Source organism: Thermostichus sp. OS-CIW-30 (genome assembly GCF_054060215.1).
Genome location: NZ_JBSSCZ010000023.1, coordinates 30,965 through 53,530, shown reverse-complemented (window position 1 = coordinate 53,530; position 22,566 = coordinate 30,965). Strand labels below are relative to the sequence as shown.

Here is a 22,566-nt window from a genome sequence, read left to right as displayed (position 1 = left end):
TTTGGCTGAGGTTGTGATCCGAGGTGATGTCATGACGGCTCCACTCGCCGAGGGCAAACTGCGCAGAACCCCTGCTCAAGCGGGCAGCTTTTGGGGATCCCTGAAATTGGGGGCTGCCTTTTTGGAGTTTTATCTCTTCAAAGAGATGATCCGCCCCTTCTTTCTGGGGGTGGCCGGGGGCACGGTGATGATGCTGGGCAACCAGCTCTTTATCTACACCGATCTGCTGGTGAAAAAGGGCGCCCCTCCCCTGACCATTTTGCACATTCTCCTCCTCAATTTGCCCGCCATTTTGGTGGTCACCTTTCCCATTGCCGGCCTCTTTGCCACCTTGCTCACCCTGGGCAAAATGGGAGCCGACAGCGAGATCACCGCCCTGCGTGCTGCTGGGATCCCCTATCGCAAAGTGTTTATCCCCGTGCTCTGTATTGGCCTGCTGATCAGCGGCTTGGCGCTGTTGACCAATGAAGTGATTGTGCCGGAAACCAACCAAAAGGTGAAAATCCTGAACAAGAACCTCATCTTGGCTCAAGATGCTCTTTTGTTTAATCCAGAAGAGATCGTGCGGGTGGATGATGATCTCTGGTTTCATGTCGGATCGATTGACCCGAAGACCGGCTTGATGCAGGATTTGTTGATCCTGGATCGCAAAGCTGAGACCGGCCACCTGCGCTATCCGCAGGTGATCTCCGCTCAAACCGCGCAGCAGGTGGGCCAATCGTGGCAACTGCGAGATGTGGTGATCCGCCGTTATGACGAGCAGGGGCGCACCTACTATGAAGGCCAGGTGGAAGAAATGCAGCTCAACATCGTCAACAAACTGGTGGGCCTGGTGTACGCGGAAAAAGTGCCCCAAGAGCAACGGGCGGGGGAGCTGTGGGAGCAGTGCCAGCGATATCGAGCGGAGCAACGTCCTTCTGCCGATGTGGCCCGCTGCTTGACAGAATACCACCTCAAGTTCGCCATTCCTTTGGCCAGCTTTTTCGCCATCTTGGTGGCTGCCCCCTTGGGCCTGCAAACGGTGCGGCGAACGGGGCGCTACGGCGGCGTGGCGCTAGCGATTGTTCTGGTGTTTATTTACTATGTACTGATGAGCCTGGGACGAGCGATGGGTCGAGTGGAGCATATCGATCCCTGGCTGGCTGCCTGGTTGCCGAATATGATTTTCGGTGGGGTGGGCTTCTCTTTACTGTGGCGGTTTTTACGGTGAAATCCTGCAACTTCCCCCATGACTTCAGCCCTTGGGCAAAGTGGTTGGCTCTTTGCTGGGGCGGCTCCCTGTGGTTGGGGACGGGGGAGGCCGTCTTCGCCCAGTTGGATCCCCCGCCCACTGTTGGCGTCGGCGGGACGGAGTTCTCTCTGGAGGGCTACCAGCGCTTTCGGTCAGCGCAAACACTTGCTCAGCGCCTGCAACTGGCCCGCCGGGCTTCCAGCCCAGAACCGATGGCTGCCGCCGATGAGGAGCCCATCACCTTGGCCGAGGCGCAATCTTCTCTGCCTGCTACGGCCTTGACTGCGGCAACCCTACCCCCTGCGGCCCCGGTCTCTCCTCCCTCTGCCAACTCTCCTGAAAAGCCCCTCACGCCAGAAGAACTGAACCGACAGCGGCTACAACGGCTGTTGGCCGAAGGGGCAGCAGCCCATGCTCGGCGACAGGCGCAGCAGGCCCAGGCAACACCGGCTCCCCAGCCCGCTTCACTGGCGACGCCCACCGCGGCAGTTCCCAGCCTGAACTCCCTTCGGCTTTCCCAGCCCATGACTTCTCAGGCTGAAGCCCTGCAGGTGGAAGAGCAACCCTGGCTGCGCCCCACCAAGGACTCCGTCCCGCTAACGCGATCGGAATCCAATGGCGAAAACCGGGCTACGGCCCAACTGCAAGGTGGAGCCGGTTCAGAGGCAAGGTTAAATCGGATCCCAGCTTCGACGGTTCCTCCCTTGATCTCCCAAGCCGGTGGGAGCTTGGATTTGGGCGGTGTCCTGTTGGCAGAGGCCACCCCTGGGTCGGGGCTGACGGGATCCCCCATGGCCACTCAAAGGGGCAGGGAAGCCTTTGTCCCCACTGCGGGCTCACCCCTGGCTCCTCAACTGCTGGAGCAGTTCCCCCTTTTGCGGGATCTGGGCACCGGGGCAGATGCCGTCTCGGCGACAGGGAACGTTAGCCAGGGATCCCAGATTCGCCAGCAGCTCTCGGCCACCGCGCAGCGGCAAATTCCTCTTGACCCGGATCAAATCAACGTGAGTGGGGATGTGCTCAGCTACATCGCCGAACAAGACCTGGGCATTGCCGAGGGGAACGCCTTGATCCAACTGGCTGACGGCACCCGCATCACCGGCGACCGGCTGCTGTTTTATCGGCGGGAGCGACGCCTGCGCAGCGAGGGCCCTTTTCGCATGGAGCAGCCCCCTGGCCCCCAAGGGCGCGGGATCCGGCAAATCGAAGGGCGAAATTTGGATCTGGATATCCCCGGTCGCACCGCCCAATTTGAGAGCTCGCTGGTCATTCTGCCGGGGGAGGAGCCGGGCACCAAGGTTTTTGTGCGCAGCCAAGAGACCACCGCCATTTTGGGGGATCAGATCTTTTTCGAGAAAGCCACCGTCACCACCTCGCCAGAGCCACCCATCACCCACTACGTGCAAGGGGATCGGGTGGAGGTGTTTCCCGATGACCGGGTGATCGTCTACGACGCCCGCGTGTTTGCCGGCGGCGAACTCACAGAAGCAGGGGATCTGCGGGCAGGCCTGCAGATTGCCTATTTCCCCCTGTTCATCTACAGCCTGCGGGATCACCAGTGGGTGCTGCCGGGGCGCAGCGAGACAGAGGGGGTGTTTGTCAAATCCAGTTGGGCCTACCGCTTCGACGAATACAACTTCGGCGGCCTGCGGCTGGATGTCATGCAGAAAAAAGGCTTGGGCATCGGCTTCCTGCACGACTACATCCTGCCCATCCCGGACAGTGTCAACTACGGGCGAGCCCAGTTTTACTTGGTTACCGAAGCTGACCAACAGCGCTTCTCCAGCCGTTTCCGCATCGACCACAACTTCGACTTTTACGCTGCCAACCTCTTTGGGCAGGAAGGCCAACTGCGGGGGCAGCTCAACCTCAACCTGGACAACACCTACCGTCCTGCCGGCGGACGCAACGACAACGCCGATCTCCGCCTCAACGCCACCTTTCAGGGGGATCTCTCCACCACCACCCTCAACATCAGCCGCACCGGATCCCAGGAGCGGGGCATCTACAGCTTCCCCCTCACCCTCAGCCACACTCAGCGCTACGGGGGCGTGCATTGGCTGCAATCGGATCTGCGCTTGGACTACAACCAGCGGGTGAGCGTCAAAGATGGCCCCGACTTTGCCGATGCGCGGTTGACGCTGGGCACTCAACTGACCCCACCCGGTTGGGGAGGTACCTATCGCCTGGCCTACCGTGCCTACAGCAGTTCCAATGGCGACAACGAGCCGCGTCGCAACTTCGAGCTGGCCTTTAACCCCGACCTCGTTCGCATCACGCCCGATATTGCTCTCAGCAGCGCCCTCACCCTAACTCAAGAGCAACAGCCGGATCAGGAGGTGGGGGCGGGCCTCCACTTTTTCAATCGCTACGAGCTGCGCTCCAGCCTTCAGTTCAACGATATTCAACCGGCTCCCTGGATCACCTTCATGCCGGGTTCTATCGATTACACCCAAGTTCTCTACTCCACTCCTGACCAGGAGTCTACTGTCAGCCTCAACCCTCGCCTCAGCCTCAGACCTGCCGACTGGAATACCATCGACCTGCGCTACAGCCGCACCTTCTACGGCAACAATTCTGTGCCCTTCCAAACCCTCTCTACCAGCCCTAAAGATGTGGATCGCATCAATGCCAACATCAGCTTCTTTACGCCCCGCGATCCCCTACTCGATGTGCCCCCAGGCTACATTGCCTTTGAAGATGACCTGCCCGGCGAGCTGCCGATAGCCCTGACCTTCCCCGACGATACCCCGGAGGATTTGGCAGCGATTGCCTCCCGCAACTTGCAGGAGCTGCAGGCAGAGGTGAAAAACCTGGTGCGCCTGGACACCAGCCTTGGCTACGACTTCATCACCCAGAAGTGGGATACCCTCAACGCCAACTTCACCTGGAGCACCGCCCCTGATCTGTTCAACATTCAGTTGCAGACGGCCTACGACCTGAACCAGGGACAGCTCCAACCCGTTCGTCTGGAGTATCGGGGACGCAGCAGCACCACATTTAACCGGGATCAACGCTCCGGCCTGGAGGTGTATGAACCGGGGATCAGCTATGCCCTGCAGGCGGTTTACGATCCCCGGTTGGGCCAGATCTCTACCTATGGTCTGGAGCTGGATGCCACTCTCGGCACGCAGTGGCAAAACCACTGGCGGCTGCGCTTGGGCCTGACGGAAGAAGGGATCCGCCGCGTGGAAGTCCGCCGCGACCTGCGGGATTTTGAGCTGCGCCTGGCCTACGATCCGGTGGCAGAGTCACTGCGCTTGGAAGGGATCCTGGTGGCTTTCCCCAGTCGCCCGGTGGGCCTCACCCAAGAGCGGGGAGATTTTCAACTGACCTCTCCCATCACCTCTCCTATCGGCACCTTTTTGCTCCGCGACGCCGACGCGACCGGCTGGGATGGCCTCAGGCCCTGATCCCCGCTTCCCTGGGAAGGCTCCCTGTCCACTGTTGCGGCGGGTTAGGTGATGACGTCTGGCTGCTGCCGACCGGTGCGGGCGCGAATCTGGGCAAGGTGATCGGCCAGTTGAATCTGTTCGGCCAAGGCCGCTTGGGGCTCCAGGCCATGTCGGGCCGGATCCAGCTCCAATCGCTCCAGGTACACCCGCAGGGTGGCTCCGTGGGTGCCGGTTCCCGAAAGCCGGTAGATGATGCGGGAGCCATTTTCAAAGCCGATGCGGATCCCTTGGTGGCTGGTGGTGCTGCCGTCTACGGGATCGGTGTAGCTGAAGTCATCGGCATAAGCCACTGTGTGGGATCCCAAGCGCTGGCCCACCCACCCAGGCAGGGAGCGTCGCAAGTCTTCCATCAGCGCCTCGGCCACCTCCACCGGCAGTCCCTCGTAGTCGTGACGGGAGTAGACGTTGCGCCCATAGGTGCGCCAGTGCTCTTCCACGATCTGCCGCACCGGCTGCCGTCGAACGGCCAAAATGTTCAGCCAAAACAGGACGGCCCAGAGCCCGTCTTTTTCCCGGATGTGGTGAGATCCGGTGCCGAAGCTCTCTTCCCCGCAGAGGGTAACTTTGCCCGCATCCAGCAGGTTGCCGAAGAATTTCCAGCCGGTGGGGGTCTCATAGCAAGGGATCCCCAGCTTGGCCGCCACCCGATCTGCTGCCTGGCTGGTGGGCATGGAGCGGGCAATTCCCGCCAGCCCTTCTCGGTAGCCGGGTACCCGGTGGGCATTGGCTGCCAGCACTGCCAAGCTGTCGCTGGGGGTCACGTAAAATTGGCGGCCCAGGATCAGGTTGCGATCCCCATCCCCATCGGAAGCGGCCCCAAAGTCCGGCCCATCTTCCCGAAACAACAGTTCCACCAACGAGCGGGCATGCACCAGGTTGGGATCCGGGTGTCCGCCGCCAAAATCCGGCAGGGGCTGCCCGTTGAGCACACTGCCCTCTGGTGCTCCCAGGGATCCCTGCAAAATGGCGTGGGCATAGGGGCCGGTGACGGCGTGCATGGCGTCGAAGGCAATGCGGATCCCGGAAGCCAGGTAGTCGCGGATGGCCTCGAAATCGAACAGACGCTGCATCAGGCCCAAGTAATCGGCCACCGGGTCGATGACGGACACCGTCAGGGATTCCAGCCGTTGCTCGCCCAAGCGATCCAGATCGACATCGGGAGCTTCCAGGATGCGGTACTCCCGGATCTGCTGGGTGCGGGCGTAAATGGCCTCGGTCACCTTCTCCGGGGCAGGGCCACCGTTGCCGATGTTGTACTTGATGCCGAAATCCCCCTGGGGGCCGCCGGGGTTGTGGCTGGCAGAGAAGATGATCCCCCCGTAGGCGCCGTACTTGCGGATGAGACAGGAAACCGCCGGCGTGGAGAGGATCCCTCCTTGGCCCACCAGGACTCGCCCGATGCCGTTGGCCGCCGCCATCTTGAGCAGGATCTGAATGGCCTCGCGGTTGTAGTAGCGGCCATCCCCCCCCACCACCAGGGTTTGGCCGGCGGATCCCTCTAGGACATCAAAAATGGATTGGACGAAGTTTTCCAGGTAGTGGGGCTGCTGAAACACCGATACCGGCTTGCGCAGGCCAGAGGTGCCGGGTCTCTGGCCAGGGAAGGGCGTCGTGGGAACAATGCGCAGGCTCATAGGCTGCCGGAAAAGCTGCTTGCTCCTCTACTATCTCATCGTTGGGCCTCTCGTTTGTGCTGAGCAGAGTTCTTTCCCCTCCACCCATTTGTGGATGGGTTGAATGGATGCATCGATCTCCGCTGGTAGCCCTCCATCTTCAATCCCCTGGCTTAACCACCCACTCCACCGGGGTTTTGCTGGGATCCGGCAATTTCAACGAGAACAGCCCCGCCGCCAAGATCAAGAGGGTGGAAAACCAAAGACAGCCCTCCAATCCGTAGAACTGGAAGAGGATCCCAGAAGTTACCGTCCCCAACAGCCGCCCGCCGGAATTAGCCATGTAATAAAAGCCCACATTGAGGGCTACGTCGTCGTCTTCCGTGTAGGCCAGCACCAGGTAGGAATGCACTGCCGAATTGAAGGCAAAGACGATCCCGAACAGGATCAAGCCGCCGGTGATCACCAGCTCCGGTGCCAGCCCGGCCATGAAGGCTGTGGCAATGATCGCCGGCACCGCCGTCAGCACGAAGGTCCAAATCTGGATGGTGCGGGCCTTGGGAGCACGGCCAGGGCGACCCCCACCCAGCAGTTGCGGCGCTACAAACTGAATGAACCCATAGCCAATCACCCAGATGGCCATGTAACTGCCCACCTGCATAAAAGTCCAGCCCAGCTCGTCGTAGAGAAACACCGGCAGGGCCACCACAAACCACACATCCCGCGACCCAAACAGGAAAAAGCGAGCTGCCGAGAGGATGTTGATCTCTCTGCTCTTGGAAAACAGCCGCTTGAAGGGGATCTTGGCCTTGATTTTGCCCATGTCTGCCGGCAGCAGCGCCCCCGAACAGAAGATCAAAGCCAACGCCCCCGCCTGGACAAAGTTGGCCATGCGGAAGCCCATGGGATCCCCGTAGATTTCGGTGAAGATCTGCAGCAGGGCCGCTCCCACAAAGAACCCCACCCCCTTGAGGGCGTTTTTGGATCCGGTGAGCATAGCCACCCAACGAAACAGGCGGGATTCCGCTTCTTTGGGCACCACCAGGCGGATGGCGCTTTTGGAGCTCATCTTGGTGAGATCTTTGGCGATCCCGGCCAGAGCTTGGGCGGTCATCACGTAGGCCACCTGACTCCAGACCGGCCACTGCAGGTTGATCACCCCCAGCATCACCAAACCGAAGATCTGGATGGCAATGCCCCCATACAGGGTCAGCCGCAGGCCAAACAGGGATCCAATCCAGCCGCCCAGGAAGTTGGTGATCACCCCGAAGATCTCGTAGAAGAGAAACAGCATGGCAATTTGGATCGGGGTAAAGCCCAACTTGTGGAAGTGCAGCAGCACCAACATGCGGATGGCGCCATCGGTGATGGTGAACCCCCAATAGGCCGCTGTAACCAGGGCGTAGTTGCGAACCGCAGAGGCTTGAGCTGTCGAAACAGAAGTCATGGGCAGGTCTCCAAGGGAGATGTTTCTATAGACTGCGGGCCACTTTGCGGGCCAGTTCCGCCATGCGGTTGGCATAGCCCCATTCGTTGTCGTACCAGGCCAGGATCTTCACCTGGGCGCCATCCACCACCATCGTCGAGGGCGCATCCACAATGCTGGAACGGGGATCCCCTTTGAAATCCACCGAGACCAGGGGCAGCTCCTCGTAGCCGAGGATCCCCTTGAGTTCGCCCTCGGCTGCCGTTTTTAAGAGGTGATTGACTTCTTCCACGGTGGTGGGCCGCCTGACTTCGAACACCGCATCGGTCAGGGAAGCGTTCAAGAGAGGAACACGCACCGCAATGCCGTTTAATTTGCCGTTGAGTTCGGGGTAAATCAGACCAATGGCCGTAGCCGAGCCGGTGGTGGTGGGCACCAGAGACAGCAGAGCGGAGCGGGCCCGCCGCAGGTCTTTGTGGGGGGCATCCACCATGGTTTGGGTATTGGTAACGTCATGGATGGTGGTGATCACCCCGTGAACAATGCCGATCCCCTCGTGGATGACCTTCACCAAAGGAGCCAGGCAGTTGGTGGTGCAGGAAGCCGCCGTCAGCAAATGGTGCCGGGCCGGGTCGTACAGGTGATCGTTGACGCCCATAACAATGTTGAGGGCCTCTTCGTCCTTGACAGGGGCAGCCACAATCACCTTGCGCACCCCCGCTTTGAAGTAGGCATCCAGCTCCGCTGCCTTGACAAATTTGCCCGAGCATTCCAGCACTAGCTCGATCCCCAACTCTGCCCAGGGCACTTCACCAGGAGACTTGTGTTCGCTAAAGGTGAGGGTTTTGTCCTGAATGCGCAGCCGGTTATCGGATCCCTCAATGTCGATAGCCCAGCGGCCCTGCACCGAGTCAAACTTCAACAGGTGGGCCGCCGTCGCAGCTCCCCCTTTGATCTCGTTGATGTGGGCGAATTCCAGCTCTTCCCAGCCCCAAGCAGCCCGCAACACCAGCCGTCCGATGCGGCCAAAACCGTTGATGCCCACCCGCACTGCCATAGCATTGACCCTAGACTTGTCCAGAAGGGATCCCGCTCTCTCAGGGCAAATCCCGCCTCAACTTTATCAGAACGCCCTAGTCGTTTCAAGACAAGTTGATGGGTAGGGTCAGGAGAGACTGGCCGATGGGGGTCGGTTTGCAGTCCAAATCCACACCTCCAAGCAACAATTGCGCCCAGCCCGGCAACCGGTGGCCTAAGCTGGGAAAAGTTGTGCTTTTCTGGATGTGCCCCCGCCGCCTCAGCCTTCTGTGCAGGATGACTTTCCTCCCTTACCCCCCCCACCTCCCCGTTCTCCGGCTTTGAGGGTGGTGGAAACGGCTTTTTTGGCCAGTACCGCGGCCTTGATCTGGATCCTGAGCTACACGCCGCTGGCCCCCTTTATACGTCTGTTTTTCCCCATTCCGGTGGCGCTGGCGGTGATGCGCTGGGATCCCCGCACAGGGGCAATGGCCCTGGTGGTCTCCGGCCTGTTGCTGACGGTGCTGATAGGGCCCACGCGCAGCATTCTCTATGTCATTCCCTATGGTCTGCTGGGCTATTGGTGTGCCCGCCTGTGGCAGCAGCGTCTTTCCTGGTACGTCTCGGTGGTGAGCGGGGCTGTGCTCAGCGCCCTGGGCTTGATCTTTCAGTTGGTGCTTTCCTCCCTACTGGTGGGGGAAAACCTCTGGATCTACGTAACCATTCAACTTACCGGCCTAACCAACTGGCTCCTGGATGTGTCCCTCAGCCGATGGGGCGTCTACTGGGTGGCAGAACCCTGGATGGTTCAGGTGGTGGTGGTGGGATTTATTGCCTTCAATTCCCTCATCTACGTATTCACGGTGCATTTGGTGGCCGCCCTGGTGATGGAGCACTTTCGTTGCCCGCTGCCACCCCCGCCGAAGTGGGTACAGTTTTTGCTGGATTAGCAGCCCCTGTGAGTTGTACAAGAGCAGAGCAAGCTGCTCTACAAATGAGTTCTTGACAAATCTTGACAAATGAGTTCTTGGCAAAAGTCCCACCCTATTGCCATGCAACGCTACAGGAATGCAAGAACTGGAAGGTTCTCTGCTAGGATCGCGGTAGCGGGACGGAGTCCTTTCGCGTTAGCGGGACGGAGTCTCGTTGGGATCCTGGTGGCGATTTAAGACTGCGATTATGGCTTCCCGCAAGAATCAACTGGCTATTGACAATGACGAGCTGATGCGTCGGGTAGAGGCTCTGATCAACGCTTCCAAAAATCGCTATCGCATCACGGTACAGGTGGCCAACCGCGCCAAGCGCCGCCGCTACGAGGATCCGGATGATATAGAAGATGGCTGGATGAAGCCGATCCGCCGCGCCGTCATCGAAATGTCGGATGAACTGACTGAGCCGGAAATCATCGGCGATGAGTAGTCACTAGACTTGCGGCCTGCTGGCGCGACCGCCCTGTTGAAACTGCTAGCCGGCTGAGCGGCTAAGGGTAGAAGCTTTCGGCAGCCGCCTATTTTGTCAATTTGTCAAGTCGTTTGCAACGGGATCCCTTTCCCGCAGGCGAGCCTCGAGCCGCGATTCCATCAGGTGCAGCAGGCGGTGGGTCTCCTCTGGGCTGAGACCCTGGATGCGCATCTCCAAGGGGCTGTGGAACCAGAGGGTCTGCTGTGGGAAAGGAATCTGGATCCCTGCTTGATCGAAGGCGTGCTTGAGGCGACGGCGGTATTCCCGCGCCACCCTCCACTGCTGCAGGGGCTGCACCTTGATCCAAATGCGCAACGTGATCCCCCGCTCCCCCAGATCATCGACACCGTGCATTTCGGGGGGCTCGAGGATTTTTTCCCGCCAAGCTGGCTCCCGGTACATCTGCAGAGCCACCTGCTCGGTGATGCGTATTGCCTGTTCCAGATCGTTTTCATAGGCGATCACAATCCCCAGATCCACCCGTGACCAGCCGTTGGAGAGGTTCTCCACCACCCGGATGGCACTGTTGGGAATGGAGATCAAGCTGCCTTCGGTGTTGCGCAACTGGGTTAGCCGCAGATCCATGTGTTCCACGAGGCCGCCCCGCCCGTCCACCACGATCACATCCCCTTCGGCAAATTGATCTTCGATCAAAATCAACAGCCCATTGATCACGTCCTTAATCAGATCCTGAGCAGCCAGGGAAATCCCCAGCCCAATAAAGCCTAGGCTGGCCACTAAGGGGCCAATATTGACCCCCACCGAGGCCAGGCCAGCCAGGGATCCGAGCAAGACCAAGGTAGTGGCTGCAACTCCTTTAGAGACGCTGGCAAAGGTGCTGAGACGTTTGCTGAGGCGATAGGTGGGGGCATTTTGCTCTTGGCGCAGGGCAGCAAAGAGGTTATCCAGCACCAGTCCACTCAGCCAGACACTGCCATAGGTGGCCAGACCCACCCCTACCAACCGCAACAGAGGGCCGCGCAGGGAAACCAGGAAAAACCTTTGCAGGGGTCGCGTTTGCGGGAAAAGGCCCAAGCTCACCCCGACTCCGCCCACCCACAGGCTAATTTGCACCAGGCGTAGCAGGCGAATTTGCAGCTCCAAGTAGGATTCCTGCCGTTTGCGTCCGGCCTGTTGTTCGACCAAGACGGGATCCACACCCGACTGCTCTTCCCCCGCTAGGTGCTCCTGTACCTCTGCTTGGATGGCCTGGTATTCCGTCTGCAGGGCATCGCGTTTTTGCTGCAGCCGTCGCCGTTTTCGCTGGCAGAGCTGGCTCAGGCTCCCTACCACAGCCAGGATGCCGAGGGCAATCACCGCTTGGCGGCGCAAAAATTGAGGCTGCCGCTCCCGTTGCGAAGTGCGCAGCGCTTCCTCAACAATGCCGGCTACCTGCTCAGCCCAGTCCATGGGTTGGGCGCCCTGGAATTGAGCATCGAGGGAGGTGATGGTCAGCAAATGTCGCCCATTCACCCGGATAACAGGCTGGTTGGTCTGGCCGTCCAGGGTGACTTCAACCTGCAGCGCCTCTGGATCGAATCCGGCGCTGGCCAACTGGTGCAGGGTTTGTTCAATGGAGCGCACCCGCTGCAACACCGGAGGCAGGCTGCCGGGATCCCCCTGCGGTGCGGTAACCACGAACAAACGCCGCCCATCCAGCGTCACGGCCTCCGCCTGGACAGAGGAGGTGGGGAGGCTAAGCGCTTGCCGCAGCTCTTCTAGGGCATCCAAACGGTTGAGCAAAGGCAGGTTGGGGGCGGTGCCGTTGTTTTCAGCAGTTTCCTGCCCCCATGCGGGCCCGCCTATGGGGGATAGGGCAAAAGATGCACCGAAAAGGAGAGGCCACAACAGGGATCCCGTTTTCCTCGGCTTCGGCCTGCCTACCGTTCCCGTCAGCGGTGCGGGGCACCATTCGCAGCTTCGCAGCATGAGCCGTTTGCGTCAGCGGTGCAGAACACTTTAACGCCTCACTCCAGAAAGAAGAAAGCAATCCCGAGGATGGCATAGGTGGCCAAGAGCAGTAGCCCTTCCAGCCAGTTGGAGCGCCCATCGCTGCTAACGGAATTGATCAGCAGCACCGAGACGGCAATGGCCACCAACTCCACCATGCCGAAGTTGAAGTTCATGGGCTGATGCAGCACATCCCCGGCCAGCACCAGCAGAGGTGCCACAAACAGGGCAATCTGCATCGTCGAGCCCAGCGCCACCGAGAAGGAGAGATCCATCTTGTCTTTCATGGCCACCGTGATCGCCGTCGCATGCTCTGCCGCGTTGCCGATGATCGGCAACAAAACCACCCCCATAAACAGCGGCGTCATGTGAAAGTGTTCCAGCGTGTCCTCTAGAGTGCTCACCAACAGTTCCGACTCCAGCGCCACCAACACCGTCAACCCCAAGAGGGCCAGCACCCAAAACCCCAAACCGGCTCCCTCGGGCGGAGCCGTCAGCACTTGGGGAATGGATCCTTCCGCCTGCAAAACCGGATTGGGGGCCAGGCGATTGGCCGCCTCATCTTCTGCGGCTTCTGCTTCGTGAAGGGCGTAGAGGTAACTGTGGGTTTTGAGGGAAAACAGCAAAGTGAGACCGTAAACCCCAATCAGCACCAGGGCTACTGCCGTGGATAGCTCTTGGATGGAGATCTCCCCCAAGTTGGCATCGGCATAGGTGACCACGCTGGGCAAGATCAAGGCCACCACCGCCAGGTTCATCACCGAGGCATTCATGCGGGCCACCTCGGGTCGAAAGCTCTGCTCTCGAAACTTGATCCCGCCCAAAAACATGGCCAAGCCGGCCACCAGGAGCAGGTTACTGATGATCGCGCCGGTGACGGAGGCTTTTACCACATCCACCAGCCCCGCCCGCAGTGCCACCAAGCCGATGATTAACTCCGCCGCATTGCCAAAGGTGGCGTTGATCAGCCCCCCGACTGTCGGCCCTGTCAAGGCTGCAATCTCTTCCGTGGCCTGACCCATAAACTTTGCCAAGGCCACCACCGCCAAAGCCGCACAGAGGAAGACCAGGTTGGGATCCCAGCCCCGGAAGTGCCCCACCCAAGATAGGGGAACCCCCAACAGCAGCAGGAACATTATGCTGTTCAGACCTCTCTGCCAACCTGATGCAGAGCGATCCGGCGAAACCAAAGGATTTGCGTTAGCCAGGGTCATGGTTCACAAGGGGAAAATAAGGTAGCGAGGCTGTTTGGGTTTCGGGGATCCGCGCCCCCTATGGCCAGAGGCGGCCACCATGAGGCCATCTCCAAGAGTCTAGCGGCTGCGAGGGGAGGTTGGATAGGTGCTGCTGGCTAGAGGGAGATAACCCGGTTGCGCTGCAACTGCCGGGCGATCTCGGCTCCCAATTGATCGGACAGATGCTGGGGATCGGCGATTTTCAAAAAACTGCTGCCCTCTACCTCAAAGGGAAAGGATCCCTCGATGCCGTCGCGGGGGAGTTGTACCAGCAGCAATTGTTCGGGGCGCTTCGATTGCAGGGCATAGCCCAACTCCAGACAGACCTGAGGGCTGGGTAGGGGACGCCCCCGGCCATTCACCTGCACAGGGGTTACATCGGCCACCACCAGCAGCGCGTGCTTGAGCTTGCGAATCAAGGCCGCATCGATGAGCGGGGTCTCAGCCTCAGCGGGAAGGGATCCCTGAAGCTGTAGGGGCACAACCGGCCCGTGGTTGCGATTGAGGGTCTCTACCACGGCTTGCAATGCCCGGTGCAGAGTGGCGCTGGAGTCGGGGTAATCCGATTGGCCGCAGAAGTAGATGACCGGCTCGGTCATGTTCAGAGTGGCCCGCTTATTAAAGTAGATCTCGCGGCTAATTAAATCGAGGTTGGAGATGCTGTAGGCACCGCTGCCCTCGATGTAAAACTCCACCAGCTCTCCTTCCAGGTAGCGCTGCCACCACAGGGAAGCCTTCACCTGCTCCACATCGTCGAGAAAGTCGGCCCGCATCGCCGTTTTCAAGAGGCCGGTACGGCTCAGGCGCAGGTCGGGGGCCCTCTGTTGGACTTGGGAAGCAGACAACACCGAATCCAAATACCAGGCTTTCAGGACGATGATCGCCATGGGATCCCTCTGCGCTCAGCCTTAAAGGTACGTGACATACTCCCACACTCATGCTGACGCAAAGCGCTCCGCGCCGCTAGCGCGAAAAGGACGTTTCCTGCGCTTGAGGACTACGTCCCGCTGACGCGAAAAGAACGGGATGCCCCACCGCCCTGTGCTTGATGTTGATGGCCGCATGGTGGTCGCGTCCTAGTTCTAGCCCACAATGGGAACAAGAATGCCATCTGTCTTGAATCGCTTTCGGTACTCTTTGACCGCACCGAGAGCAGTTTTGACTGCTGCCGTTGGGATTCACTGCAATCGCCCTCAGCCCAGCTCTTTCAGCCTTGACTGCCAGCATTTGCAGAAATTGTCCCCACCCAGCATCATAGGTAGATTTTGCTAGTCGGGTTCTAGCAACACCTTTGATATTCAGGGCTTCGTACCCAATATGTTTGCCCTTGCTTACCAGCCAGTTCGCTGTTTTGTCATGAAAATCTTTGCGCTGAGATAGTGGTTAGTGGATAGTCACTATTCACTATCCACTGGTCACTATCCACTAGTCACTAGCCATAGGCGGTTTGACCCTTTCTTCTTGCGAGACACTGCCCGCTGCAGTCTCTTTAACCGCTTTTGGGCTCTGCGGTAATACTGGGGAACTGGAACAGACTCCCCCGCGTCGGTCACCAAAAAGGAGTCCAGTCCCACGTCGATCCCCATCGTGTTCTCCAGTGTTGGCGGGTCAGGGGTAAATACGGGGACAGATGAATCTTGCAGGCTCAAGGTCACATACCACCCGTCTGCCTTGCGGGTGATGGTAGCAGTCTTGATGACAAAACCGTCAGGCAAAGGACGGTGCTGAATTATCCGAACAGCACCGATTTTGGGCAGATGGATAAACTGCCCGCAAATGCAGTCTTGTTTCATCTGGGGGAAACTGAAGGAGCGATACCGCCCAGCTCCCTTAAATCTGGGTTTCCCTGCCCGCTTGCCGTTACAGTCCCCCTTCAGCCAGCGGTCGAATGCTTTGTGCACTCGCTCTATGCAGTTTTGCAGGACTTGCGAATGGACTGCTCTGTACTCCGGAAACAGGGCTTTCGTGCTCACCAAGTCCCGTTTCTGGGAGTAGAAATCGGGCTTGTCTTTCAGCTGGGGCAAATGACAGACTAGGGGACAAGCATTGATGTCACAGCGATTGTGTTCCCACCACGCAAAGCGCTCTGCCAAGCGGTAGTTGTACTGCTTCCGTAACAAGTCTAGCCACTCGCTCATCAAAGCAATCTGGCTGGGCGTAGGTCGCAAACGGTACTGGTAAGCAGTTCTCATTGAGGCAAGGGTAATCTACTGGAATGAATCCTACCTTATTGCTTCATGCGGTGGGGTTACCGTCTCGGTTTTAGGCCAGTCCATTGAAAACCAAAGTGTCCCCGCCTTTCATCCCGACCCTCACCCTGGATAGTGGTGAGTGGATAGTGACTAGCCACTATATAGAGGGCGGGGCTTCCCAGCGGTGTAGCTAACGGGGTGCAGGGGCAATCAGTCCCGCGCCCTGCCCGCAGGGTGAGCACCGGGATACATGGATCCCCGCCATACCCCTGAGCAAAATCTGTAGTAAAACGTACCTGTGCTGGCGTACCCTACAAGCACCGGATTGATCCAGATGCCTCCCAGCAAGCCGCTCGCGTTAGCGGGACAGAGTCCTCGCTGTTGACGTGGCTGGAGATTGGCCGGCGCGTATACAACTACGCTTTGCCAGAAATCTAAGGAGTGGGTAGAATCTTGCTCTTGGCCACTGGACAGGGGTTCCTTGCTGCAGGAGTCCATCCTGCCTGCCGATGCACCCTTCCCTTCTGATTACCGTCAGCAGAACCCCTTGCCAGACAGCGTCTGCCGGGAACGGCCCAAGGGTTTCAAAGCCCTGCAAGGCCAGCTGAGAAGGCTGCAACCCAGGGGGGCGAGAAAACAGCAGGGGTCTTGCCACTGGAAGAGAGCACCACTGCAGGTTGCCAGGATGCAGCAGGGCATTGCCAATGGTTGCCAAAAGTTCCATTTCCAGAGGGCCCATTGGCGTTAGGACCGAGGGCAGACCCTCTTTATCTTTATCTTTATCTTTTCTTTGTGGAAGACCTCAAGGCCAAGGGCTGGGCAAGGGGGATGTTGCCCAAGGAGTGCGTCGAGTCGGTTGCAAGTGCTGAGGGACGGTTAGCAACAGCTGGGCTGTCGGGGGGCCTCAGTGCCCTGAATGCCGGTACCGGGTGCATCGGGACTCAGCCTTGGGAACTGTGCTGGGTGGATTAGAGGTTGTTTTGCGAGCTGGCAGTAGCCAGGGAGGCTGGGGAAGGAGAACCGCCTGTCCAGTTGTTTTGTCGGGGGTTGTAGACCCAGGCAAGTGGCGTGGGGCAGGAATGCCCAACTGCGAGGTAAGGACTCCGTCCCGCTGACAGGAAGAGTAGCCCGCGCTCTGTCCACAGGACGAGCGCCGGGAGGATGTCACTCCTCTGTCCAGAAACGCTCGGAAAGATATTTGTCAGCCCCGTCGCAAAAGATGGTCACCACCACTCCAGAGGAGAGCTGACGGGCCACCTCTAGGGCTGCCACCACATTGGCGCCGGCAGAGATGCCCACCAGCAGGCCTTCTTCCAACGCCAAGCGCTTGACCATTTTCTGGGCTGCTTCTGTGGAGATCTCAATGTGCTGGTCAGGCAGGGTGGGATCGTAAATCTCGGGTTTTAGAGCTGTGGCCATGTGCTTGAGCCCTTCCAGGCCATGGAAGGGAGAGTCGGGCTGCATGGCAATGATTTGGATATCCGGGCGATACTCTCGCAGGCGCCGCCCCACCCCCATACAGGTGCCGCTGGTGCCTAGCCCGGTAACAAAATGGGTGACCTGCCCCTGGGTTTGCTCCCAAATCTCCACCCCAGTGGTTTCGTAGTGGGCTTGCCAGTTGGCGGGGTTGCTGTACTGGTCAGGGTAGAAATAAAGCTCGGGGTTTTCCGCATAGAGGGCGCGGGCTTTCTCGATGGCCCCATCGGATCCCAGAGCGGGATCCGTCAGAACCAAGTCCACGCCATAGGCAGCCAGGATCTTCTTGCGCTCCGGGCTGGCGTTGGCGGGAAGAGCCAGCTTGACCTTGTAGCCCAAGGCGGCCCCGATCCAGGCATAGGCGATGCCGGTGTTACCGCTGGTGGCATCGAGGATGATCTTGCCGGGGGTAAGCTTGCCCTGGCGTTCGCCAGCGCGAATCATGTTGAGGGCCGGGCGATCCTTGACTGAACCCCCAGGGTTGTACCACTCTGCCTTGCCATATACCCGTACCGATTCCGGCAAATCGGCAGCAACCCGCCGCAGACGGATCAGCGGCGTCCCCCCCACCAGCTCAATAGGGCTATCCACAGCAGGGAGTAACGGGCGAGAAGAAAATGCAGTCGGATACAAGGGGGATCCCTCGCTAGACAGGCATCGGCTGGACAACCATTGCTCATCTTACCCCGGTCTTTCCGGCCTCTTGGGAGCTTTTTAGTTTCCCCCTCCTGCCCAAGTTCTGGCTAGGCTCCAAGTAGGCTCTAAGATGGGGGTAGAAAAGCGGGATTTTCCCACAGCAGGATGACGCGGAGGGGCATGGCAGAAATTGGGATTGTGACTGCCCAGCAGTTTGATCGGCGACGGGGCCAGATCCATGTCTACGACGGCGAGGGCAAAGGCAAGTCCCAGGCGGCCCTAGGGGTTGTGCTGCGTTCCATTGGCTTGGGGATCGAAAAGGCGGCCCCCAGCCGGGTGTTGCTGGTGCGGTTTCTCAAGGGGCCAGGCCGAACCTATGCTGAGGATGCGGCCATTGCGGCTCTGCAGCGAGGCTTCCCCCATCTCATCGATCAATTGCGCACCGGGCGGGGAGAGTTTTTCGGCCCAGATGAGATCACCAAGTTTGACCGTCAGGAGGCCCGCCGCGGTTGGGATGTGGCCAAAGGGGCTTTGGCGTCGGGGTTTTACTCGGTGGTGGTGCTGGATGAGCTCAACCCGGTGCTGGATCTGGGCCTGTTGCCTGTGGAGGAGGTGGTCAGTACCCTCAAGCAAAAGCCGGAGGCCATGGAGGTGATCATCACCGGGCGCGGCGCTCCCAAGGAAATTATCGACCTGGCGGATTTGCACTCGGAAATGCGCAGTGTCCGGCGGGCGACGGATCCCCAAAACGGCCAACCCCCTTGCAGCGGCATCGAGATCTACACCGGCAACGGCAAGGGAAAATCCACCAGCGCTCTGGGGCGGGCTCTGCAGGCGATTGGACGCGGCATCAGTAAGGATCTCTCCCATCGTGTACTGATCATGCAATGGCTGAAGGGGGGAACGGGCTACACCGAGGATGCAGCCATTCGGGCCTTGCGGGAAAGCTACCCCGATTTGGTGGATCACCAGCGTTGCGGTCGGGACGCCATTGTCTGGCGGGGCAAACAACAGGAAATCGACTATGTAGAAGCGGAGCGGGGCTGGGAGTTGGCACGGGCGGCCATCGCTTCTGGCCTGTACAAAACCATCATCTTGGATGAGTTGAACCCGACGGTGGATCTGGAGCTGCTGGACGTGGAGCCGATTGTCCAGGCTTTGCTGCGCAAGCCGCGGGACACGGAGATCATCATCACGGGGCGGTGCCATGCCCCCTTACCTTACTTTGAGCTGGCCTCTGTCCACTCGGAAATGGTGAGCCACAAGCACTATGCCGAGCAGGGGGCCGATCTGCGGCGCGGGGTGGACTATTGATGGGATCCTTCGCAGCGTTCTCAGCCAATTCTGCTCTCTCTTGGCCTCCAGACCCCAGGACTCTGGCCCAGTTGTTGCTCACCCTTTTCCAGACGGAAGTGTGGGTGGAGGGCAAGGAGCACGTTCCCGCCGGCCCGCTGGTGGTGGTGAGCAATCACCGCAGTTTTCTGGATGCGCCGGTGCTGATCGCGGGGTTGGGCCGACCGATTCGCTTTGCCTGCCATTACTACCTGGCTCAGGTGCCGCTGCTGCGGGAAATCACCCTGGCTTTGGACTGCATTCCCCTCAAGCAGGGATCCCGACAGCAAATCCATTTTTTTCGCCAGGCGCAGGCCAGTTTGGCAGCGGGGGTGGGTGTGGGGATCTTCCCAGAAGGGGCGGAGCAGATCACCCGTGAGACCTCGCCTGGGGAGGTGGGGCGGTTTCAGCCAGGTTTTGCCCACCTGGCGCTGGCGGCAGCGGTGGATCCCTTGCCGATTCTGCCGGTGGCGGTGTGGGCGCAGGAAGAATGGCGGGGAGTAGATATTCCTATGGCTTTTTTCCGCTGGTTTGACCCCACTGAACCCCGATTTCAACAGGAAGGGGGACATCCGGTGGTGTTGTATCGGCGGGTGGTGCTCAGGGTGGGATCCCCCCTTTGGGTGGGCAGGAAGCAGCGCCAGGGATCCCGACGCGAGCGAATGCAGGTCATTCAAGAGCTAACTGCAGCGGCCCGAGAACAGGTGCGATTGGGATTGGCAGAGAGATGAGAAAGTTGAGTGGCGAGCCGGTAGCATCTGCCTCTAGCTTGGTCAGCCCGGCAACGGGAGCGGTCGGTCAGGAGCGGCCCCTGCTGCTGTATTTGCCCGGTATGGATGGCACAGGTACGTTGTTTTACCGGCAGGCGCAGGCTCTGCAGCGGGAGTTTCGCATTCGCCCCCTGAGTTTGAACCACCCGGAAGCGGGGGATAGCTGGGAAACCCTGGCCGATTGGGTGGGATCCCAGCTAGAAGCGGGGGCGTACTTGTGTGGAGAATCCTTTGGGGCCTGCCTGGCCTTGCTGGTGGCCGCCCAATGGCCGGAACGGTGCCGCGGCCTCATTTTGGTCAATCCAGCCTCGTCGCTGCGACGTAGGCCCTGGTGGTGGGCAGGGCATGTTCTCCTGCCTTTTTTGCCGCCGGGGCTCTATCAGCAGTTGTCGGAGCGGGGGTTGGGGGTTTTGGCGGAGCTCAGCCAAATGGAGCCGCCGGATCGGGAGCGGCTGCGCCAGGCGGTTCACAGTGTTGAACCCACAGTAGCTGCTCGGCGCTTGGCTTTGCTGGGATCCTTTGCTGTGGAGAAGCTGCCCCTGGAGTCGATGACCCTGCCAACTTTGCTGGTGGCGGGGGGGCGGGATCGCCTGTTGCCCTCGGTGCAGGAGGTGGGCTGGCTGGCGGAACGGCTGCCCCAGGCGCAGGTAGAAATCTCGCCCCAGAGCGGCCACGCTTGCCTGCTGGAGCGGCGGATGAACCTGCGGCGTTACCTGCTCAAGCCGGATGGCCTTTTTGCCCCTCTGCTGCTCAATTCTGCTTCGGCCCATTGAGCATGGACAGGGATCCCCACAGATCTTCTATCCGCTCTGGGCAGGAGCTATCCTTCCCCTCTCGATCCAGCCAAAGGGCTCGCAAGCCTGCTGCTTTTGCCCCCTGATAATCGTCGCGGCGGCTGTCGCCAATGTGGCCGGCGGCTGCGGGGGGGATCCCGTGGGCTGCCAGGGCAGCTTGGAAGATGCGGGGATCGGGCTTGGCATAGCCCACTTGGGTGGAGAGGGTGAGGGTGGAAAAGTAGGGATCCAACTGCAACTGCTGCAGCACCCTGGGCAAGCGGCTGTCGAAGTTGGAGATCACCCCCAACCGGATCCCTTCCTGCTGCAGGGCCCGCAAAGCCGGCAGCGTCTCGGGATACAGCTCCCAGGGATCCGCCCCGGCAAAGTGCTCAAACAATTGGGCGAAAAAGTCTTCAAACCGGTGCTCTCCGAAGGCAGCCAGGGATCCCACCCGGGCAAAAGTCTCCCGCACCACCTGGCGCCACCAGGTCCGCTCCCACTCCCGCAAAGGGGATCCCGTCAATCCTGGGCAGGCCGGGGCTGGAGCCTGGGCAAAAACTTGGCCAAAAGCGCGATCCAAGGCCTGGGGATCCACCCTTACCCCATACTCCGCTGCCACCTGGCTGTAAACCTGGCCCACGCTGCCCCGCACCCGAAACAAAGTGCCCACAGCGTCGAAAAAGAGCACCCTCAGCTTCACGACTGCCCCTCGTAGCGGGCGTAGGCATCGACAATCCGCTGCACCAGAGGGTGGCGCACCACATCCCGCTGGTCGAAGTAGCAAAAGGCAACCCCCTCTACCCCTGTCAGAATACGCTCTGCCGCTGCCAGGCCGGACATGCGATGTTTGCCCAGATCCGTTTGGGTGAGATCCCCGGTAACCACCATACGCGACCGGAATCCCAGCCGCGTGAGGGCCATCTTCATCTGCTCGGGGGTGGTGTTCTGGGCTTCGTCCAAAATGATGAAGGCATTGCTCAAAGTACGGCCTCGCATATAGGCCAGCGGCGCCACCTCGATCACCCCCTGCTCCATCAACTGCGGCAGCTTGGCCGGGTCGATAAACTCGAACAGGGCATCGTAAAGGGGCCGCAGATAGGGATCCACCTTTTCCACCAGATCCCCCGGCAAAAACCCCAGTTTTTCTCCCGCCTCCACAGCCGGGCGAGTCAAGATCAAACGCTCGTACTCCCGGTTTTGTAGGGCAGCAATGGCCACAACGGCAGCCAGATAGGTTTTTCCTGTGCCCGCCGGTCCAATGCCAAAGCAGAGGTCGTGGGTGCGAATGGCTCGCACGTACTCCTGTTGGCGGGGCGTTTTCGGTCGGATAAGCTCCCCTTTGCGGGTGCGGGCCAAAATCCCTGCTTGTGCTTGCTGGTAGGCGGCAACCTCTTGTCCGGAGAGGGCGCGAAAAGCTTGCTCTGCATCGATCACAGTGACGGGGTGCCCAGTTTGCCAAAGCGGCCTCAGCAATTCTAGCCATTGCCGCACCTGCTGCCGCTGTTGGGGAGTGCCTTTCAGGTACAGGTCTTGTCCGCGCAGCGTTACAGAAGCACCGCTGGAGCGACTGATCCACCTCAGGTTGGCCTCCTGAGTGCCCGCCAAAGACATGGCCTGTTGAGGATTGGACAGAGAGATGACTTCGAAATCAGAAGAGAGGGAAGTAGGGTTGTCGTGCATGCCGTGGGCGCCGGGCACCCTGGGAGACCTGTAGGGGTGATCTTACCAAAAACGCTTGTCAGGGCGCTCTGGGCTGTGGAAAGCCGCTGCAGAGCCCAGGGGTCGAGCGCAAGAGTGCTTAACAGGCGATTACACCATTAATGTGTTCCAAAATACAAGCTTCTGGAAGATCTGCAGCAAACCTGGATTTGGGTTCTGGCCTTCATTCGCAGCCGAGTCACAGGGAATTAACAACTCCCTAAGGTTCCCTAAAAAAGTATTGCAAAGGGCTATCTTTTCGGGAATAGCTTTTATTCATCAAGTAACGTTGATCTAT

16 protein-coding genes and 2 pseudogenes are annotated in these 22,566 nt (G+C 59.7%); 8 read left to right on the top strand and 10 right to left on the bottom strand.

Annotated features, from left to right (window positions below; genetic code table 11):
- Positions 1-31: 31 nt before the first annotated feature.
- On the top strand, positions 32-1,210 hold the full coding sequence (locus ACVWZF_RS10595) for an LptF/LptG family permease (RefSeq protein WP_457384261.1): 1,179 nt from the start codon (positions 32-34) through the stop codon (positions 1,208-1,210).
- Positions 1,192-4,644, top strand: a complete 3,453-nt coding sequence (locus ACVWZF_RS10590; RefSeq protein WP_457411407.1) for a hypothetical protein — start codon at positions 1,192-1,194, stop codon at positions 4,642-4,644. The genes ACVWZF_RS10595 and ACVWZF_RS10590 overlap by 19 nt, the downstream gene beginning before the upstream one ends.
- A gap of 44 nt (positions 4,645-4,688) precedes the next feature.
- Here the strand turns inward: ACVWZF_RS10590 and ACVWZF_RS10585 are convergent, their stop codons facing one another.
- The 3 genes from ACVWZF_RS10585 to ACVWZF_RS10575 form a co-directional block, all read right to left on the bottom strand.
- Positions 4,689-6,320 (bottom strand): alpha-D-glucose phosphate-specific phosphoglucomutase, encoded by a 1,632-nt coding sequence (locus ACVWZF_RS10585; RefSeq protein WP_457411405.1) that lies wholly within the window; start codon positions 6,318-6,320, stop codon positions 4,689-4,691.
- Positions 6,321-6,459: 139 nt separating this feature from the next.
- Positions 6,460-7,746, bottom strand: a complete 1,287-nt coding sequence (gene arsJ / locus ACVWZF_RS10580; RefSeq protein WP_011433874.1) for an organoarsenical effux MFS transporter ArsJ — start codon at positions 7,744-7,746, stop codon at positions 6,460-6,462.
- Between the two features lie 25 nt (positions 7,747-7,771).
- The gene (locus ACVWZF_RS10575; RefSeq protein ID WP_011433875.1) at positions 7,772-8,782 is read right to left on the bottom strand and encodes an ArsJ-associated glyceraldehyde-3-phosphate dehydrogenase; all 1,011 of its coding nucleotides are present in this window, start codon (positions 8,780-8,782) and stop codon (positions 7,772-7,774) included.
- Between the two features lie 226 nt (positions 8,783-9,008).
- Here ACVWZF_RS10575 and ACVWZF_RS10570 point away from each other — a divergent pair, with 226 nt between their 5' ends.
- Together ACVWZF_RS10570 and ACVWZF_RS10565 are read left to right on the top strand one after the other, a co-directional pair.
- Positions 9,009-9,692 carry a DUF2232 domain-containing protein gene (locus ACVWZF_RS10570; protein WP_011433876.1) on the top strand — a complete coding sequence of 228 codons (684 nt, stop codon included), beginning with the start codon at positions 9,009-9,011 and terminating at the stop codon, positions 9,690-9,692.
- Between the two features lie 229 nt (positions 9,693-9,921).
- Positions 9,922-10,161: a DNA-directed RNA polymerase subunit omega gene (locus ACVWZF_RS10565; RefSeq protein WP_011433877.1), complete on the top strand. Its 240-nt coding sequence runs from the start codon at positions 9,922-9,924 to the stop codon at positions 10,159-10,161.
- Between the two features lie 96 nt (positions 10,162-10,257).
- On the opposite strand, the gene ACVWZF_RS10560 is transcribed toward ACVWZF_RS10565, so the two are convergent.
- From ACVWZF_RS10560 to ACVWZF_RS10545, 4 genes and pseudogenes are all read right to left on the bottom strand, one after another.
- The gene (locus ACVWZF_RS10560; protein WP_011433878.1) at positions 10,258-12,132 is read right to left on the bottom strand and encodes a mechanosensitive ion channel family protein; all 1,875 of its coding nucleotides are present in this window, start codon (positions 12,130-12,132) and stop codon (positions 10,258-10,260) included.
- 38 nt (positions 12,133-12,170) lie between these two features.
- A complete protein-coding gene (gene cax / locus ACVWZF_RS10555; protein WP_011433879.1) occupies positions 12,171-13,289 on the bottom strand; it encodes a calcium/proton exchanger in 1,119 nt (372 codons plus the stop codon).
- A gap of 215 nt (positions 13,290-13,504) precedes the next feature.
- Positions 13,505-14,275, bottom strand: a complete 771-nt coding sequence (locus ACVWZF_RS10550; protein WP_011433880.1) for a hypothetical protein — start codon at positions 14,273-14,275, stop codon at positions 13,505-13,507.
- Between the two features lie 76 nt (positions 14,276-14,351).
- Positions 14,352-15,580: pseudogene (locus tag ACVWZF_RS10545) on the bottom strand (RNA-guided endonuclease InsQ/TnpB family protein).
- Positions 15,581-15,593: 13 nt separating this feature from the next.
- Between ACVWZF_RS10545 and ACVWZF_RS10540 the strand changes: the two are divergent.
- Positions 15,594-15,713 (top strand): annotated as a pseudogene (locus tag ACVWZF_RS10540) (IS200/IS605 family transposase); the annotation flags it as partial.
- A 1,031-nt stretch (positions 15,714-16,744) separates the two neighbouring features.
- Here ACVWZF_RS10540 and ACVWZF_RS10535 read toward each other — a convergent pair.
- Positions 16,745-17,647, bottom strand: a complete 903-nt coding sequence (locus ACVWZF_RS10535; protein ID WP_011433884.1) for a PLP-dependent cysteine synthase family protein — start codon at positions 17,645-17,647, stop codon at positions 16,745-16,747.
- Between the two features lie 210 nt (positions 17,648-17,857).
- Here ACVWZF_RS10535 and ACVWZF_RS10530 point away from each other — a divergent pair, with 210 nt between their 5' ends.
- The 3 genes from ACVWZF_RS10530 to ACVWZF_RS10520 are packed head-to-tail and all read left to right on the top strand — an operon-like array spanning position 17,858 to position 20,567.
- A complete protein-coding gene (locus ACVWZF_RS10530) occupies positions 17,858-19,006 on the top strand; it encodes a cob(I)yrinic acid a,c-diamide adenosyltransferase (RefSeq protein WP_041436711.1) in 1,149 nt (382 codons plus the stop codon).
- On the top strand, positions 19,006-19,755 hold the full coding sequence (locus tag ACVWZF_RS10525; protein ID WP_457411403.1) for a lysophospholipid acyltransferase family protein: 750 nt from the start codon (positions 19,006-19,008) through the stop codon (positions 19,753-19,755). The genes ACVWZF_RS10530 and ACVWZF_RS10525 overlap by 1 nt, the downstream gene beginning before the upstream one ends.
- A complete protein-coding gene (locus ACVWZF_RS10520) occupies positions 19,752-20,567 on the top strand; it encodes an alpha/beta fold hydrolase (RefSeq protein ID WP_457411402.1) in 816 nt (271 codons plus the stop codon). The genes ACVWZF_RS10525 and ACVWZF_RS10520 overlap by 4 nt, the downstream gene beginning before the upstream one ends.
- Here the strand turns inward: ACVWZF_RS10520 and ACVWZF_RS10515 are convergent.
- A complete protein-coding gene (locus ACVWZF_RS10515; protein ID WP_011433888.1) occupies positions 20,545-21,270 on the bottom strand; it encodes an HAD-IA family hydrolase in 726 nt (241 codons plus the stop codon). The two genes, ACVWZF_RS10520 and ACVWZF_RS10515, sit on opposite strands and share 23 nt — an antisense overlap.
- Complete coding sequence (locus ACVWZF_RS10510) at positions 21,267-22,250, bottom strand: PhoH family protein (protein WP_011433889.1); 984 nt, start codon at positions 22,248-22,250, stop codon at positions 21,267-21,269. Before ACVWZF_RS10510 ends, ACVWZF_RS10515 begins: the two co-directional genes overlap by 4 nt.
- Positions 22,251-22,566: the final 316 nt, after the last annotated feature.

Excerpts from the sequence above, each read along its gene's own strand:
- ACVWZF_RS10525 (WP_457411403.1), top strand. The coding sequence starts at position 19,006 with ATGGGATCCTTCGCAGCGTTCTCAGCCAATTCTGCTCTCTCTTGGCCT.
- ACVWZF_RS10565 (WP_011433877.1), top strand. The coding sequence starts at position 9,922 with ATGGCTTCCCGCAAGAATCAACTGGCTATTGACAATGACGAGCTGATG.
- ACVWZF_RS10585 (WP_457411405.1), bottom strand. The coding sequence starts at position 6,320 with ATGAGCCTGCGCATTGTTCCCACGACGCCCTTCCCTGGCCAGAGACCC.
- ACVWZF_RS10510 (WP_011433889.1), bottom strand. The coding sequence starts at position 22,250 with ATGCACGACAACCCTACTTCCCTCTCTTCTGATTTCGAAGTCATCTCT.
- ACVWZF_RS10595 (WP_457384261.1), top strand. The coding sequence starts at position 32 with ATGACGGCTCCACTCGCCGAGGGCAAACTGCGCAGAACCCCTGCTCAA.
- ACVWZF_RS10550 (WP_011433880.1), bottom strand. The coding sequence starts at position 14,275 with ATGGCGATCATCGTCCTGAAAGCCTGGTATTTGGATTCGGTGTTGTCT.
- ACVWZF_RS10575 (WP_011433875.1), bottom strand. The coding sequence starts at position 8,782 with ATGGCAGTGCGGGTGGGCATCAACGGTTTTGGCCGCATCGGACGGCTG.
- arsJ (WP_011433874.1), bottom strand. The coding sequence starts at position 7,746 with ATGACTTCTGTTTCGACAGCTCAAGCCTCTGCGGTTCGCAACTACGCC.
- cax (WP_011433879.1), bottom strand. The coding sequence starts at position 13,289 with ATGTTCCTGCTGCTGTTGGGGGTTCCCCTATCTTGGGTGGGGCACTTC.
- ACVWZF_RS10560 (WP_011433878.1), bottom strand. The coding sequence starts at position 12,132 with ATGCTGCGAAGCTGCGAATGGTGCCCCGCACCGCTGACGGGAACGGTA.
- ACVWZF_RS10520 (WP_457411402.1), top strand. The coding sequence starts at position 19,752 with ATGAGAAAGTTGAGTGGCGAGCCGGTAGCATCTGCCTCTAGCTTGGTC.
- ACVWZF_RS10530 (WP_041436711.1), top strand. The coding sequence starts at position 17,858 with ATGACGCGGAGGGGCATGGCAGAAATTGGGATTGTGACTGCCCAGCAG.